The following is a 15,830-nucleotide window of genomic DNA, read 5'->3' as shown; positions in this document are numbered from 1 at the left end:
GTGGGGGGAGCAGGGGAAGCAGGGGGAGAAAGAATAACCAATGCCCAATCCCCAATGCCCCATGCCCTATTCCCTAATAAGTGGTACTTAGCTTTTTATGTGCTGATTGCTGGGGCAATTTTGAGTAAAGGGCCAGTGGGAATTGTTTTACCAGGGCTAATTGTTGCCGCCTTTTTGCTTTATGTGGGAAAATTTCGAGAGGTGTTGCGGGAAATGCGCCTTCTCGTGGGTGTATTGATAATTTTAGGTTTATCAGTGCCGTGGTTTGCTTTAGTAATTTGGCGCAATGGCTGGAATTATATTAATGCCTTTTTTGGTTATCACAACCTGGAACGCTTTACAGAAGTCGTTAATGGTCACTCAGCACCTTGGTATTTTTACTTTTTAGTAGTGCTGCTGGGTTTTGCGCCCTACTCAGTGTATTTACCACTCTCTATAGTAAGACTAAAGTTTTGGCAGCGATCACACTGGCGATCCCTTGAACGTTTTCAGCAGTTTGGTTTATTTGCTTGGTTTTGGTTTGCTAGCATTTTTGGTTTTTTCAGCATTGCTGTCACCAAACTCCCTAGCTACGTATTGCCTTTGATGCCAGCAGCAGCCATCCTGATAGCCCTGTTGTGGAGCGACTTTTTCCAAGATACAGAGGCTAGGCAAACAATTCCTGTTTCCTCCTTTCCCACTCCTCCCGTCTCCCCCTCTTTTCTCCGAGTGAGTGGTTGGGTGAATGTAGTGTTTTTATCAGTTCTGGCAACAGCACTATTTAACATAACCCACATATTAGGTACTGATCCAGCTATAAGCAACTTCCACGAACTAATTCAACAATCTGGTTTACCAGTAATAGCCGGTGTAATGTGGCTAGTTTGTGCCGTTTTAGTTGCGGGTTTCTTATTAAGTCGCCAATGGAATTACGTTATCGGCATTAATTTACTAGGGTTTGTAGCATTCTTAATTTTTGTGTTAACCCCTGCTTCGTTCTTTATAGATCGAGAACGTCAATTACCCTTAAGGGAATTATCTGCGGTCATTTTAGAAGCAAAACAACCAAATGAAGAATTGATTATGCTTGGCTTCAAAAAGCCTAGTGTAGTATTTTACAGCAACATCCACGTCAATTATTTAAGATTTCCCCAAGAGGCTATAGAGCATATTCAAAACCAAGCTGCCAAAGGACTACAACCTCCCTCACTGCTGCTGTTGGCTGAACAGAAAAAGTTTTTACAAATGGACTTACAGCCAGATGATTACAAGAGTTTATCAACCAAGGGTGCTTACAACTTGGTTCGAGTTCCTTTTAAGAAAAAGAAAAATCAAAAAATAGACATATCATAAAAGTATTAAATAGTCATTAGTCCTTTGTAGATAACCTATGACTAATGACTAATGACTAATGACCCCATTAATTAACATTTTTCATTGTAACCATTGACAGCTAATGCTTGATTGATCTGGTTTAATAGGTCTTCCATTGATATCGATCGCGGTAATATTTGGGTAGCGATCGCACCAACAACAGTTTCGATCGATGCCAAACCATTCTTCTTCTGCTTGTCAATTTCTTTATAAGCTACCCCAGGCTGGAAACTGGTTTCTGGGCGATTTAATCGCTGATTCAGTACCAAAATTGGTGGTAACTTTAAAGGTGAATCTCCCAATGTCTTCAGTGCTTTGAGCACGTCTTTGTGGATAGCGGATTCTCCTAAACAAATTAGCAGTAAGTCAACGCTTTGGTGGCGAATTTGTTGTAACACTTCTGCCCAACAGGGACTCATCGCCGCTTTGAAACCTGCTGTTTGTAGGTACTGAATTAAAGCTTGGAACCACTCAGACCCCCGTTCAGCAGTTTCACTACTAATTGAGCAATTTTTTGCTGTCCGATAACCCTTAACTTGCTTGCGTCTTACCTGGGGAAAATCACGCAGCATTGTTAAATCCACTACCAAAATGTTAGGAGGGCAGCAAATACCAGAAGCAATTTGCAGTACAGATAGTAAAGCATCTGTTTTCTCAGTACGACTGCTGTTGTCTTTAGCAAATGGTGTTAAGTAAGGAAATACAGATAGCCCTGGTATTTTAGAAGCTATTAAGGTAGTTGCAACATCGCAAGTAACCAGTGGTATTGCCGCCAAACGCGAGTGCTGAATTAGTTGTTGCAGATACATTTGGGCGGTGGTACTTTCGACATCTAGCAAAATGACATCAAATTGCCATACCCGTGCTAAAAGTTCTGCCTGATCTAGGTCATCTACTTCAATCACCCGGTGTTCTCTAAGTGAGGGGTGGGGATTGACCGATTCCAACTGGGGATTCACCAACCTGAGAATTCGCAGTGGGGTTTTAGTTGGGATAATGGCGCTGTTGTTTAACCCTTGCTGCGGAACTGCTTGTGCAGTACATAATTTTTCTAAAACTGGTGCTAATACCTGATGCTCTACTGGCAAGCTTAAGAAACCATCGGCTCGGTTAGCAAATGCTTGTTCCTTTTCGGCTCCCGTCGCTGTCACAATTACAGATATATGACGGGTTGCGGTGTCAGATTTTAGTAAAGTCAGCACATCCCAGCCTGATAGCAGGGGTAGTAACGGATTCAAAAATATTGCTATTGGTTGCAAGCGCCGAGCTTTTTCGACTGCTTCTGTCCCTGATCGCGCAATCACAACCCGATATCCTAAACCTTTGAGTTGTTCGGTCAAGTCTTCAATATATCGGGCTACTGCCTCTACTACCAAGACCAACCGTTGCGAACTAGCAGGATGATGCTGTGTGGACGTACTAACTTGCTGACGAGCTGCTGTGGGGTTTTCCCGTGTCGGTTGGTATCGTGTCTCCTCGTCTTCTCCGATTCCCATATCTGGTTCAGAAAAGCCTGTTTTCGGGGGACTGGGTGGTAGAAGTAGTGTAAACTGGCTACCTTTTCCTTCACGAGATAAGAAGCTGACATCTCCTCCGTGGAGACGAGCCAAGGCGCGAGTTAATACCAACCCCAAACCAGTGCCTTCAAATTGGCGGGTGAGGGGATTTTCTAGTTGTTGGAATTTTTGAAAAATTAAGTGTTGCTGGTGTTCAGGAATGCCAATGCCTGTATCCCAAACTGTAAAGGCAATCCATCCTTCCCAACGACTCACGCGCAGCCCAATTTCGCCAGATATTTCGGTGAATTTAAAGGCGTTGGAAAGTAGATGTACTAACATCTGGCGCAAGCGCAGCTCATCTGCCACTATTTGGTCTAAGCCTAGTTCAATGGAAAGGCAGAATTGGGGAGCAGATGAACGAGCGTTTTGTTGAGTTTGAGATGTAGCTTTGGTGGTTTGAGTATGGATGGCTTTGGCTTCCGATAGGGCGCGATCGCACACAGCACTAATTTTTACTGGCGTTAGCGTCAAATCCATTTGTCCCGTTTCCATGCGGGTCAAATCTAAAATGTCGTTAACCACACTCATCAGATGCCGTCCGCTTTGATGAATCAGTCCGGCATAGCGGGCTTGACGCTCGTTGAGTTCTCCCAACTGCTGATCCACCAGCAATCGCGATAATCCCAGAACGGCAGTTAGGGGAGTTTTGAGTTCATGACTAATACAAGCTAAAAATTCGTCCTTCAACCGATTTAGTTGAATTAAATCGGCATTCTTCGCTGCTAGTTCTTTGCAAAGCTGTTGCTGTTCAGTGACATCAGTAGCTAAAACTAACCACAAATCATTGCTGAGTACAACCTCAGACTCAGCACTCATAACTTTAAACTCAGGACTATCTAAGGGAATTTTGGCAAACTGCCAGATTCGCTCCTGACCATTTTGCACTTCGACAACGCAGGTACAAGTACCCACCTGACTATCCAAATAGCACCGACTGTATACAGCATCACCAGATGCTTCTTGCTGAGTCAGTTTTTCTTCACCACCATGCTCATTTTCCCTACCATTGGGCTGAACCTTGATTGCTCGTTGGGCGGCATATTCTGGTTTTTCGGAGCGGTTAGGGACAAGTATTGCTTCCACCTGTTGCCTAACTCCTTCTGGATCTTTCAATGCTCCTAATTGCTGCCACCAGGCGGGATTTCGGGCGACCACTTCGCCAGTACCCGTTTGCAACATCAAAGGCCAAGGCAGTCTTTCTAGCAACTGTATTAGTGGCTGATGCCCCAACGACCTGGGGTTATTTGGTATCTGCATACCAGCATCGTACTCATGGCGATGCTCACCAGACGGACTCTGGATGCCTGAGCTTTGTAACCCAGCCATCCGTTCCTTAGCCAACAATCGCAACAGACGTGAACTATCCAGCAGCCCCAAATATTGACCATTAGAATCAATCAGTGCCCAATCTAAGTTCTGGTGTTTTTCGGCTTGTGGATAACACAAATGCAATCTTAATTGCTCTACACGTTCAGAAGCTGATATTGTCTGTATTGGCTCAATGAGACCTTGACCCCAGGTAGAGAGTGATTGCTGTAAATTTAGATTTTTATTGTCACAATGTGCTAATAATTTTTGGATTAAACGGGCAGAATACAGCAACCCTATGGGGCATTGCTGTTGATTCACTACTACCAAGCGATCGCACTGCTCTTGCTCAAAAATCTCCAACACCACTGCCAGAGAACTTGTTTGGGGGCAGCTAGGTACGGTTGCCTGAAAGTCATAAAGCGGGTAATCTAGCATTAACATAGGGCTTTTGGGGTCATTCTTCCTGTGGAAACCTCCGGCATTTCCATCTGCCAATTGTTGATGGTCTTTTCGCCTGAAGCCATATCCTCTAAGAAGACTCATATAAGCAACTCTGGTTATTTCAACGCCATTAAAACAACGGGATTTCCCCTCACGGACACTTGCTTGCGGACGAGTGCATTTTTCCCAGAGGCGACGTTTCTAATTTCTAGCAACTAGCCTCCCCAGTGTCTTACTGGTATTTAAACTCCTCATCGATAGCGACAGCTAAAACAATTATGGCCCCAAAGATTCGCTTTAGAACCTTGAGGAATTATAATGATTTGGAAAGCGACAAACCTTTAAGTTCGTTTAAGTATCTTATCAAGGAGCAAAATAAAAAAATCTATCTATTTACATACATAGATATGCAAATAATAAGTTAGCTAGTGTGTCTTGCTATTTTGACAGAGACCTCATCATCAAAAACCGCCTAAGTCTTATTACTCAGTTGCTGTACTCTGTTGTTGAGTGGCTAGCACTATCTGCTAACACAGAGCGTTATTTTGGGTTTTAATCACCATTTTACTGCACACCCAGTATTACCCTAGCAATGTTACCCAAACTTATCAGCCCACGTTTTTTGCTCAGGGCGATCAAGGAGATATATTCAAGAATAAATGTTATTACCGATATTGATTCTGCAACCTGATATTAACAAATGTTTAAATAATCCAGTTGACTTAGACAACGAAAAAGGTTTGAGCACGTGGGTCTGGAAAGTTATTGACGCGATTATTGCCCAATTTTGCTACCTACCTGTTGCTGCAACTCCCTCTGGAAAAATCAACTATTTACCAAATTGGCTGCAACAAACTCCAAATAAGGCATACACTGACAAGTACATCTATGTATTTGCCAGTCACACCCAAAAAAGCCAACAGAACTTTCAGGAGATGACTCCACCAGAAAGACAAGCATTATTAAGACAGCTTAAATCAGATTACAGTCTAATCCTTATAAATTACTTTACCACAGACAAAACACTCCAAGAAAAAATTGATAAATTTATCAATACTATATTTTATGCTAATATTCCTGTGCCCCAAATCATCGAAATCCACATGGAGGTAATTGAAGAATTTTCTAACCAGCTAAAATTAGAAGGAAGGAGCAATGAAACGTTACTTGATTACCGCCTAACGTTGATAGATATCCTGGCTCACCTTTGCGAAGTCTATAGGAATTCGATTTATAAATAAAAGCTTTAATTTATTGGAGAAGGCATGAGGAAAGAATTATGAATGAAAATTTTAGTTTTGGATATAAAAGCCAGTTTAATAAAGCAGAATTGGATCGAGACGCATCGCGCGATAGACATTCGTAGCCAGCGTGGTCTTCTAAGGAGACGCTACGCGTAGCTAGCTTCCCTGTAGGGGTACGGCCATCCTACGGTAGGTCTAGCCTCTTTCTTTGGGAGAAGAGACGATGCCGCACATAGCCCAGCATTAGAGAGTCTGCGTCCACGGGAGAAGCAAGCTACGAGCACCGCCTCTTAGAGAGCGTCTGAGATGCATCCCAAGTGGAATAACTGGCATTGTCTACAACCTAAGTCCCATGCTTTTAAACGTCGGTTACTTCAGTCATAACTGCCTCCTGAACAATGTTCAACTTGGAATAAGCTACCGCTGTTAATGACTCCCAATGCGCGATAGCTGCGCCAACGCCAAGGGCAAACGCATCTTGTATTTCTATAAGCATAACTAGCCATTAAGTATATGAATAAAGCCAGAAAAACCTACGTTCTCAAGCTTTACGTAGCAGGGAATACCCCTAATTCAGTCCGGGCATTAAAAACGCTCAAAGATATTTTAGAACAGGAGTTTGAAGGCGTTTATGCTTTAAAAGTGATCGATGTACTGAAAAGTCCGCAACTGGCGGAAGAAGATAAAATATTGGCAACGCCAACATTATCTAAAATTTTGCCTCCACCCGTTCGCAAAATTATTGGGGATCTTTCAGATAGAGAAAGAGTCTTGATTGGATTAGATTTACTCTATGAAGAACTGAGTGAGGAAGACTTTGAAGAGTAAAATTTTAATCATAAAGAAATTGAGTACAAACTTTTAGTCATAAAAAAACAGTTTTTAATACCCTTTTGTTATCAAGCAATGAGTGAAAACGAGCAATTAGAACCAAAGCAACCACCGAAAATTGGGGGTGTAGAAAAAATTCGCACGATGATCGAAGGGTTTGACGATATTAGTCATGGTGGTTTACCAATTGGTAGAACTACCTTGATCAGCGGCACATCTGGTACAGGTAAAACTTTATTCTCTCTTCAGTTTCTCTATAACGGTATCACCTACTTTGATGAAGCAGGAGTATTTGTTACTTTTGAAGAATCACCCAGTGATATTATTAAAAATGCCCATGTTTTTGGTTGGAACTTGCCACGTCTAATAGAAGAAGGCAAGTTGTTTATTCTTGATGCATCTCCAGATCCAGAAGGTCAAGATATCGTTGGAAATTTTGACCTTTCTGCACTCATTGAACGTCTGCAATATGCCATTCGCAAATACAAAGCTAAACGAGTTTCAATCGACTCAATAACAGCGGTATTTCAGCAGTATGAAGCGATGGGAGTAGTGCGACGCGAGATTTTTCGCTTGGTAGCACGCTTGAAACTACTAAGTGTTACAACTGTAATTACCACTGAACGTAGTGAAGAATATGGGCCTGTTGCCTCTTTTGGAGTAGAAGAATTTGTTTCCGATAATGTAGTAATTGTTCGCAACGTTTTAGAAGGAGAACGCCGCCGTCGCACAATTGAAATTCTCAAGTTGCGCGGCACAACTCATATGAAAGGCGAGTATCCCTTCACGATTACTAATGAAGGAGTTAATATCTTCCCGCTGGGAGCAATGCGCTTAACTCAACGGTCTTCTAATGTCAGGGTATCTTCTGGTGTCAAAATCTTAGATGAAATGTGCGGTGGTGGTTTCTTTAAAGATTCGATTATTTTGGCAACAGGAGCCACAGGTACTGGTAAAACGCTGTTAGTCAGTAAGTTTATTCAAGATGGCTGCCTTAATGGAGAACAGGCAATATTATTTGCTTATGAAGAATCACGTGCCCAACTATCTCGTAATGCTTCCTCTTGGGGAATTGATTTTGAAGAATTAGAACATCAAGGTTTACTCAAAATAATTTGCACTTATCCAGAATCAACTGGTTTAGAAGATCATTTACAAATTATTAAATCAGAAATTGCCGTCTTCAAACCAGCTCGGATCGCCATTGACTCTCTATCAGCACTAGCGAGAGGAGTAAGCAATAATGCATTTAGGCAGTTTGTAATTGGTGTGACAGGTTATGCTAAACAAGAAGAAATTACTGGTTTCTTTACTAACACAACTGACCAATTTCTGGGAGCGCATTCAATTACTGACTCTCATATTTCCACGATTACCGATACAATTCTGATGTTACAGTACGTAGAAATTCGTGGAGAAATGTCGCGGGCAATTAACGTATTTAAAATGCGCGGGTCTTGGCATGATAAGGGGATTCGCGAGTATAATATCACTGCGGATGGCCCCGATATTAAAGATTCTTTCCGAAACTACGAACGGATTATCAGCGGTGCTCCTACTCGCGTTAGTATCGATGAAAAGGCGGAACTTTCTCGCATTGTTAGACGTTTTGAAGACAAACAGAGTTCCGAACCCTAAATTTAGTATCGTAGTATATTCTTTCCTAAATTTAGTATCGTGCTATATTCTGTGGTGAAGAAAGGTTTTCTGCCGCTAGATTGATTTTCGTGTGAGGGATGCGGTGAAAGGACAGCAATTATTCCATAGCTTCTTACCTGGTGTGACAGCAGCGGTCTTAACAACTCAGCCTGCTTGGGCTGGTACTGTGAAACTACCTGGGGTACAGCTGGCGTCTTCTCCTAGTGTTTTGACTTCTATTTATGGTCAAGACTTGGTTGTGGACATCACGAATACGCAACTGCCTAACGTTGCAGATGTTAGTGTTCCAACCCTAGTACCTGCTTTTGGTTTCACTAAACTTAGCATGAAGCCTTTAAGTAATAACAGTATTCCAGTGTTTACGGCTGGAAATACTGTTGTGCCAATAAAACAAGTACTTAAAAAAGATGAAGGTAGATTTTTCAGTTTGACACCTACCTCTAATCCTCCCCAACAGCTTGGTGTCAGCCGTTCTGCTCAAAATAACCAAAAACAGAGTAATTCAAGCGCTTATGGGCAGGAATCAAAGAAGATAGTAGTTCCCAACTACACTTCAAAACCTTCTTCTGTCCAAAAAGAAATTTTTTCCCTGTCTTCTGCACAGCAGCCAGTGGTTCAAAAGATAAATACTGCTACTCAGTTGCAGACTTTTTTACAAACTTCAGCTACGGGTGCACGATCAGCGAAACTGTTGTCAGCGCAAAGATGTCCACAGGGGTTGGGGAAAAGCAAAACTGATTCCTCAGCTGCTTTGCTACTGACCTCAAGCACCTGCTTACAACAAAATGCTGTTGGCCGCGTAGCCCAGAGTAATACCCCTATTCCAACAGATTCGACACCAACTCCCACTGTGCCAGGAACCGTAACTCCTGCACCTGGGGATTCGGTACAACCTCCCACTGTGCCAAGCACCGTAACTCCTGCGCCATCAGGGCCAGTGCAAATTCCAGAGAACCTGATTCCCATCTCAAATCCCTTACAATTTCCCACTAAACCGGAGGAAGTGACACTTCAGGGAAATCAGCCAATTACTTTGGCACAGGCTCTGGAGCTAGCACGGCGTAATAATCGGGATTTACAGGTGTCCCTGTTGGAGCTAGAACGCAATCGAGCATCTCTACGCGAGGCGCAAGCTGCCTTATTACCCACTCTTAATGTTAGTACGGATGTTACTCGCAGTCAGTCTGCTGGAAGTCAGCTCTCGTCGGAACTCCAAGAACAACAGACGGGTATATCATCCCCAGATGAAGCTGGTACATCTTTTTCAGGTCAAGCACAACTTTCATATAACATCTACACTTCTGGGAGAGTGCAAGCTAACATCAGAGCTGCTGAAGAACAGGTACGTTTCAATGAATTGGCTGTAGAAACCCAATCTGAAGAAATCCGCCTGAATGTTGCCACTGAATACTACAATCTGCAACAAGCAGATGAACAAGTACGCATTGCCCAGTCGGCTGTGCAGAACTCTGAGGCTAGTTTGCGCGATGCAGAAGCTTTAGAGCGAGCTGGAGTTGGTACGCGGTTTGATGTGTTGCGATCGCAGGTGAATTTAGCAAATGCCCAACAAGATTTGACTAATGCTAGATCGCAGCAGGCAATAGCCCGTCGTCGTTTAGCAACTCGGTTGAGTTTGCCCCAGGCAGTGAATATCAGTGCCGCTGACCCTGTACAATTAGCTGGTCTTTGGAACCAATCGCTAGAACAAAGTATTGTGTTGGCTTTTCAAAATCGTCCCGAACTGCAACAACAGTTGGCACAACGCAATATCAGCGAGCAACAGCGTAGGCAGGCCCTTGGGGAGCTAGGCCCTCAAGTTAGTTTGGTAGCCAGCTACAACCTACTAGATCAGTTCGATGATGGTGTCAGTATTACTGATGGTTATTCATTGGGAGTTAGGGCAAGCCTAAATTTGTATGATGGAGGAGCCGCAAGAGCAAGGGCAGATCAATCAAAAGCTAATATTGCGATCGCAGAAACTCAATTTGCTGAACAGCGCAACCAAATTCGCTTTCAGGTAGAACAAGCCTATTCCACCCAGCAATCTAGTTTGGAGAATGTTCAAACCGCTAATACTGCTTTAGAACAAGCTAGGGAAGCTCTACGTTTAGCGCGTTTGCGATTCCAAGCTGGTGTAGGCACTCAAACTGATGTCATTAACTCTGAAAACGACCTCACAAGAGCTGAAGGTAATCGAGTCACAGCAATTTTGGATTACAACCGTGCTCTAGCTCAGTTACAACGGTCTGTTACCCTCAGAGCACTACGCTAGTACTGCTGACTCATCTCTCAATTAAAAATTCTAAAAGCCTCATTTTTCAATAATTACATTGAAGAATGAGGCTTTTTGGTAAAAAAACGTATTTGTAACAGCAATTTTTGTGAAATGATGTAGCATAACTGAGTGTCCGTAGTTTACCACCGTAGGCATCGCTCGCCTTGTCAAAGACTCATGACTAAAGTAACATCTCAAGAAATTGCACAGTTTCGCTCTCAATTGGCAGATGATCCCAGCGATATGGAAGCGCTGGATTTGATTGAAGACTGTGATGGAGATTTAGAAGATGCGGCGATGACGCTAGCTATCCGAGCGGGACAACAACCAGAAAGAGCAAATTCCGAGTGGTTAGATGCTTTGGCTAGAAAATGGCGGGCGGTCATTTGCGAACAAGAATATCGGGAAGATTTGCTTAATACTTCACTTCAAAAGATGATGGAACGTCTAAAATCAATGCCGACGTTTCCTAAGATTTTGGCAACGCCAGTTTTGATTTATGTCCTTAAGCAAGGCGTGAACAATTTTTGTGAGCCACTAGATTCGCTAAAATGATCAGCCCATGTACATTTAACTTGTGCTTAACTTATGCGATGCCTGCGGTTCTTGCTAGCCTACGCGGTTTGCAGTTGAGTTCAATACAGAAATAACTCCCAACCGCAACCCTTGCAGCGTCCGGGAGTAAGACTTTTAACTCCTAACTTCTAACCAATGCAAGATCGATTCGACCAGGACTGATACGCTGTTAATTAAGGCAAAACTTCTATTAGACAAATTGTAAAATCAATGAATTACCTTGTTGCCGTATTACCAGACCGCATTCAAGCCGAAGCTGCTTACTTAGCTTTAGAAGAAGAAGGCATAAACAGTACTATCCTGGGGAAAGGATATAAAACGGCTGACGAGTTTGGCTTAATTGATCCCAAAGACCAAGCCAAAAAGCAAGCACAACTGATGGCAACCTGGCTGATACCATTCGGCTTTTTTGCAGGTTTTACATTCAGCCTCATCACTGGTTTAGATACTTTTGCCTGGGCGGGTGAAGTTGGCAATCACATCGTTGGCGGACTGCTGGGTGCTGCTAGTGGTGCTATGGGTGGTGTGTTGGTTGGTGGCGGAGTCGGTTTACTTGTAGGTAGTGGTGATGCTTTACCTTATCGCAACCGCTTAGATGCGGGTAAATACTTGGTTGCCGTTCAAGGTTCTGAAACTCTGACTCGACAAGCAACCCGAATATTACGTCAGTTTGATCCAGAAAATATCCAAGGTTATGCTGACACGAGTGGTGTGTAATGAATCATACTTTACACATCGTGACACAGCGACTTGAGTTGCTTCCCTGTTCTTTGGAAGTGGCGCAAGCCGTTGTGACAAGAAATAAATCTCAAATAGAGAAGCTTTTGGGGGTAAGGGTTCCTGATGATTGGTATGGATCTGAGGTGTTAGATATTTTCCCAATGTATGCTCAGATGCTAATAGATGATCCTTCCCAGTTAGGTTGGGGTGTCTGGCTAATGATTCACATTGCCGATTCTACTTTAATTGGCGATTTGGGTTTTATTGGCAAACCCGATCAAACAGGAACTGTAGAAATGGGTTATGAAGTGCTATCAGCTTATCGCCAGCAGGGATTTGCTTTTGAAGCAGTAGAAGCACTGGTTGATTTTGCCTTTACTCAGCAAGAACTCAAGAGAATTATCGCTCATACTCCCGACGATCATGTTGCCTCGATTCGCATTTTGGAAAAACTGGGAATGCAACAAATTGCTAGGGATGAAAACCTGCTGAAATGGGAATTAAAGTTAGAATCAAGATAGTTATAGCTAATTAATTCTCAATTCATAACTCATAATTTTTAAGAATGTTGCCACGAGAAGAACTTTTAAAAGGTGTTGAAAATCGAGATAGTGTAGCTCGTGTAATTGACCAAGCAGAGCAAGCCATCAAAACTTGGGAAGTGGTTTTGACTGATTTTCTATCTCCCCCCGAATTAGCGGAAATTCAACGGGTGTTTAATCGATTAACAGAAGTGCAATTAGTTACGTGGGGTGGATATCCGCAAGCTGAACGCCAAAGAATAGCGATCGCTCGTTCGGAACTTCCCTTAGATCAATCTCAGGTCAGCCTTGTGGCTGTGGAAATTGCTGGTAATTTTCTGTTTGATACTGCCTCTCACCGCGACTTTTTAGGCGCAATGTTGGGCACAGGAATTGTTCGTGAAAAGACGGGAGATGTGATTGTCTTGGGAGAACGGGGGGCGCAGGCGATTGTCGCACCAGAGTTGGTGGAATTTTTGGAAATGAGTCTTAAACAGGTGCGATCGGTTCCTGTGAAAACTCAACAGATTGAGGTAACTGAATTAAGGGTTCGGGAACCCAAGAAAAAAGAATTAACTACTGTGGAGGCTTCATTGCGATTAGATGCGATCGCATCTGCTGGTTTTGGCATGTCGCGCAGCAAAATGGTTGATTTTATTGATGCTGGTGATGTCCGCGTCAATTGGAAGGAAGTTACCCAAGCTAGTTCTCAAGTCAAATCAGGCGACTTAATCGCCATTCGCTCTAAAGGACGTTTAGAAGTTGGGGAAATCGCCGTTACAAAAAAAGACCGTTTCCGAGTTCAATTAACAAGATATATGTAATAAGTGAGGAGTTAAGAGTGAAGAGTTAGGAGTTTAAAATTAATCACTTTTTTTAACTTCAAATTCCTAACTCCTAACTTGTAACTATATACTTAAACTTTAAAGTGTTTTGCTAATATACTCAGCAAAAGTTTGCGGGGTACTAGCCGAGATAATTTGCTTCTAATTTGAGTGCTACTATCAGAACTAATAACAGTTGGATAGCCTTTTTCCAAAGCCTCTAAAGATTCCCAAACCACTTTTTCGCAAGAATAAACTTTATCTGTACTGCTTGCCAGCGCTGGAGGAAAATTAGCTTCTGCAAAAAAGTTTGTTTCTATTGGCCCTGGACAAGTAACTAAAATACGTACACCATATTGACGATTTTCTGCCCATAGTGCTTCACTAAAGCTGAGAATAAAAGCTTTACTGGCAGCATAAACAGAAAGGTATGGTATCGGTTGAAATGCAGTAATAGAAGATACGTTAATAATACTTCCAGAACGACGTTGCCGCATTAAAGGTAGAAATTTATGAGTTAAATCTACCAATGCTAAAATATTTAATTGTACGATTTTGACTTGTCTTTCTCCATCCCCTTCAGCAAAGTCGCCATAGTAACCAAAACCAGCATTATTGATTAATAAGTCAATGGTTAATCCCTTTTCTTTAGTGACATCAAATACAGCAGATGCTGCATTAGGTTCTGTGAGGTCTTTGACTATAACCTCTACTTGAATTTTGTGTTCTTCTTGTAGCTGTTTAGCTAATTGGCTTAGTTTCTCTTCAGAACGAGCAACGAGTACAAGATTTGTCTTGCGTGCAGCTAGTTCCTGGGCAAAAGCTTTACCAATACCACTAGAGGCACCAGTAATTAAAGCAGTTGGCATTCTACATATTAAGATAATTGTTAAGCACCATTAAAATCTTAGCAATGCTGGCTATAAGTTTTAACTACCCAAAGTGATATGTCCAAAAGGGTAAAAGCAGTATCTAGTAATAAACTTTTGAGTGCAATAAGCCTGCACTCAAAACTTCTTCTTCCCTAATTATTGACTTTCGGAATGGATGTAAATTCACCAACGACACCGATATGGGAAATTCTTAAATCTTCTTCATCTGTATATTGAATAGACGAGTCGATTTTGTCGGGTAATTCTCTGTCCTTACACGACCACTCAAAGATAAATCTAGAGTCCAAGTGCTTGAGGTTAGAAAATATCTGCTTCCATTGGCTTCGTCTAATTCGATTTCCCCACCTTGATTGTAACTCTCTCGAATAGCCTTCCTGTTGATAAACAAAGAAATCAAATGGTTTTTCAGCCAAATCTTTGTGATCCAGTAAATGAATGAGATGGAACATAAAGCCATCTTCTAAAAGGCTACTACCATTTTTCAGACCAATAAATAATTTCTGATGCTGAACTATTAATAGCGACACCATAGCTATCTCCATGATTCCACTTGAAGCCAGATCTACCTTTGTCCTCTGTATTTAATACCAAGATTTCATAAGTAGCTGGGAAAGATTCTGTAGGAGAGTCACTGGTGTAAAAAAAAGTTGTTGGCACACCGTTAGGCTGATTTATATGTTCGTTTGTATTACCACCCCTATATTTGTGCTTTGCACTACTTCTGTATTGTGAAAGTAATTGTTCTACTTTTTTTGGTGGCTGTTTCAACCTAATTTGAAAAAAACTACTTCCTTGTAAAAATTCGGGTGAGTAAGCAATGCGAACGCCTTTGGCATCAGCAGGAATCTCATTAGGAAAATGTTTTATTTGGTCATTGTCAGACCATAGTTGATTACGAATTTCTTGGTAACGTGATGTATCAGTGATAATTTTAGTTTCGCTAGTACTGCTAAAATTTGTTTTCAGAAAAAAGCTTCCCCCGACAATACAAAGACTAGCAAGGGCTAATAGAAATTGCGATCGCTTCATCTAATTGGGTGCGTTTAACTTTCATAGTCATATACCCAACTAATAAACTAAATTCGTACTATTGCGGATATAGCATCAGAGATATTAACAGAAACTTTGTGTATTTAGGGGAAATTCAGGGTATTTGTAAAATTACTGTGAAGTTACTCAATGATTACCTAGTCAAAAACCGCAGGTTATTCCCGTTGAGACTAGTACTTCTTTTGTAGCTAAGAAAATCAATTACACAGTCATCCATTTTTTTTCAATTCTTCCTGATGCAGCAATAACTAAGGCGGATATATAAATAGTAGATGCACCTTAATTAAATCACAGCCCTCAGCTTTTAGTTGGGGGCTTTTTTTACTGATATTTTTTAATTTGGGAATGAAAAAATTTTCTTAGAAATATAAATTTTCCCGGATATGGCAATCAATCAAGCGGATTAATAAATGGTAGATGCACCTTAATTAAATTACAGCCTTCAACCAAAAGCTGAAGGCTTTTTTATTGCTAATATTTTTAATATATAAATAAAAAAAGAACTTTGTAGACAATTTAAATCTACCCGGATATGGCAATCAATCAAGCGGATTAATAAATGGTAGATGCACC

Annotated in this window: 13 protein-coding genes; 9 read left to right on the top strand and 4 right to left on the bottom strand. The window is 41.8% G+C overall.

Going from position 1 to position 15,830, the window contains the following annotated elements; translation table 11 throughout:
• Positions 1 to 1,332 (top strand): glycosyltransferase (locus F8R90_RS15435; RefSeq protein WP_196511465.1); only part of this gene is annotated, 1,332 nt, incomplete at its 5' end.
• 71 nt (positions 1,333 to 1,403) lie between these two features.
• Here the strand turns inward: F8R90_RS15435 and F8R90_RS15430 are convergent.
• Entirely contained in the window at positions 1,404 to 4,664 is a 3,261-nt protein-coding gene (locus F8R90_RS15430) for an ATP-binding protein (RefSeq protein ID WP_196511466.1), read from the bottom strand.
• Between the two features lie 659 nt (positions 4,665 to 5,323).
• Between F8R90_RS15430 and F8R90_RS15425 the strand changes: the two genes are divergently transcribed.
• The 8 genes from F8R90_RS15425 to F8R90_RS15390 all read left to right on the top strand — a co-directional run bounded on the left by F8R90_RS15425 (position 5,324) and on the right by F8R90_RS15390 (position 13,314).
• Positions 5,324 to 5,905, top strand: coding sequence for a KaiA family protein (locus tag F8R90_RS15425; protein WP_196511464.1), 582 nt, complete (start codon positions 5,324 to 5,326; stop codon positions 5,903 to 5,905).
• A 516-nt stretch (positions 5,906 to 6,421) separates the two neighbouring features.
• The gene (gene kaiB, locus F8R90_RS15420; protein ID WP_099099291.1) at positions 6,422 to 6,736 is read left to right on the top strand and encodes a circadian clock protein KaiB; all 315 of its coding nucleotides are present in this window, start codon (positions 6,422 to 6,424) and stop codon (positions 6,734 to 6,736) included.
• 78 nt (positions 6,737 to 6,814) lie between these two features.
• Positions 6,815 to 8,377 (top strand): circadian clock protein KaiC, encoded by a 1,563-nt coding sequence (gene kaiC, locus F8R90_RS15415; RefSeq protein ID WP_196511463.1) that lies wholly within the window; start codon positions 6,815 to 6,817, stop codon positions 8,375 to 8,377.
• 103 nt (positions 8,378 to 8,480) lie between these two features.
• Positions 8,481 to 10,670: a TolC family protein gene (locus F8R90_RS15410; RefSeq protein WP_196511462.1), complete on the top strand. Its 2,190-nt coding sequence runs from the start codon at positions 8,481 to 8,483 to the stop codon at positions 10,668 to 10,670.
• 180 nt (positions 10,671 to 10,850) lie between these two features.
• Entirely contained in the window at positions 10,851 to 11,228 is a 378-nt protein-coding gene (locus F8R90_RS15405; protein WP_196511461.1) for a hypothetical protein, read from the top strand.
• Between the two features lie 231 nt (positions 11,229 to 11,459).
• Positions 11,460 to 11,966, top strand: a complete 507-nt coding sequence (locus F8R90_RS15400) for a hypothetical protein (RefSeq protein WP_190899122.1) — start codon at positions 11,460 to 11,462, stop codon at positions 11,964 to 11,966.
• The gene (locus F8R90_RS15395; protein WP_196511460.1) at positions 11,966 to 12,490 is read left to right on the top strand and encodes a GNAT family N-acetyltransferase; all 525 of its coding nucleotides are present in this window, start codon (positions 11,966 to 11,968) and stop codon (positions 12,488 to 12,490) included. Before F8R90_RS15400 ends, F8R90_RS15395 begins: the two co-directional genes overlap by 1 nt.
• A gap of 44 nt (positions 12,491 to 12,534) precedes the next feature.
• A complete protein-coding gene (locus F8R90_RS15390) occupies positions 12,535 to 13,314 on the top strand; it encodes a photosystem II S4 domain protein (RefSeq protein WP_196511459.1) in 780 nt (259 codons plus the stop codon).
• A 92-nt stretch (positions 13,315 to 13,406) separates the two neighbouring features.
• On the opposite strand, the gene F8R90_RS15385 is transcribed toward F8R90_RS15390, so the two are convergent.
• From F8R90_RS15385 to F8R90_RS15375, 3 genes are all read right to left on the bottom strand, one after another.
• Positions 13,407 to 14,183 (bottom strand): SDR family NAD(P)-dependent oxidoreductase, encoded by a 777-nt coding sequence (locus tag F8R90_RS15385; protein WP_196511458.1) that lies wholly within the window; start codon positions 14,181 to 14,183, stop codon positions 13,407 to 13,409.
• 155 nt (positions 14,184 to 14,338) lie between these two features.
• On the bottom strand, positions 14,339 to 14,737 hold the full coding sequence (locus F8R90_RS15380) for a hypothetical protein (protein ID WP_196511457.1): 399 nt from the start codon (positions 14,735 to 14,737) through the stop codon (positions 14,339 to 14,341).
• Positions 14,679 to 15,236 (bottom strand): hypothetical protein, encoded by a 558-nt coding sequence (locus F8R90_RS15375; RefSeq protein ID WP_196511456.1) that lies wholly within the window; start codon positions 15,234 to 15,236, stop codon positions 14,679 to 14,681. The genes F8R90_RS15380 and F8R90_RS15375 overlap by 59 nt, the downstream gene beginning before the upstream one ends.
• Positions 15,237 to 15,830: the final 594 nt, after the last annotated feature.

Source organism: Nostoc sp. NZL, assembly GCF_015714705.1.
Classification (GTDB): domain Bacteria; phylum Cyanobacteriota; class Cyanobacteriia; order Cyanobacteriales; family Nostocaceae; genus Nostoc; species Nostoc foliaceum_A.
Note: the sequence above shows the minus strand (reverse complement) of the source record. Positions and strands in the feature narration are given on the sequence as shown.

Excerpts from the sequence above, each read along its gene's own strand:
- F8R90_RS15430 (WP_196511466.1), bottom strand. The coding sequence starts at position 4,664 with ATGTTAATGCTAGATTACCCGCTTTATGACTTTCAGGCAACCGTACCT.
- F8R90_RS15425 (WP_196511464.1), top strand. The coding sequence starts at position 5,324 with ATGTTATTACCGATATTGATTCTGCAACCTGATATTAACAAATGTTTA.
- kaiB (WP_099099291.1), top strand. The coding sequence starts at position 6,422 with ATGAATAAAGCCAGAAAAACCTACGTTCTCAAGCTTTACGTAGCAGGG.
- kaiC (WP_196511463.1), top strand. The coding sequence starts at position 6,815 with ATGAGTGAAAACGAGCAATTAGAACCAAAGCAACCACCGAAAATTGGG.
- F8R90_RS15405 (WP_196511461.1), top strand. The coding sequence starts at position 10,851 with ATGACTAAAGTAACATCTCAAGAAATTGCACAGTTTCGCTCTCAATTG.
- F8R90_RS15400 (WP_190899122.1), top strand. The coding sequence starts at position 11,460 with ATGAATTACCTTGTTGCCGTATTACCAGACCGCATTCAAGCCGAAGCT.
- F8R90_RS15395 (WP_196511460.1), top strand. The coding sequence starts at position 11,966 with ATGAATCATACTTTACACATCGTGACACAGCGACTTGAGTTGCTTCCC.
- F8R90_RS15390 (WP_196511459.1), top strand. The coding sequence starts at position 12,535 with ATGTTGCCACGAGAAGAACTTTTAAAAGGTGTTGAAAATCGAGATAGT.
- F8R90_RS15385 (WP_196511458.1), bottom strand. The coding sequence starts at position 14,183 with ATGCCAACTGCTTTAATTACTGGTGCCTCTAGTGGTATTGGTAAAGCT.
- F8R90_RS15380 (WP_196511457.1), bottom strand. The coding sequence starts at position 14,737 with ATGGTGTCGCTATTAATAGTTCAGCATCAGAAATTATTTATTGGTCTG.
- F8R90_RS15375 (WP_196511456.1), bottom strand. The coding sequence starts at position 15,236 with ATGAAGCGATCGCAATTTCTATTAGCCCTTGCTAGTCTTTGTATTGTC.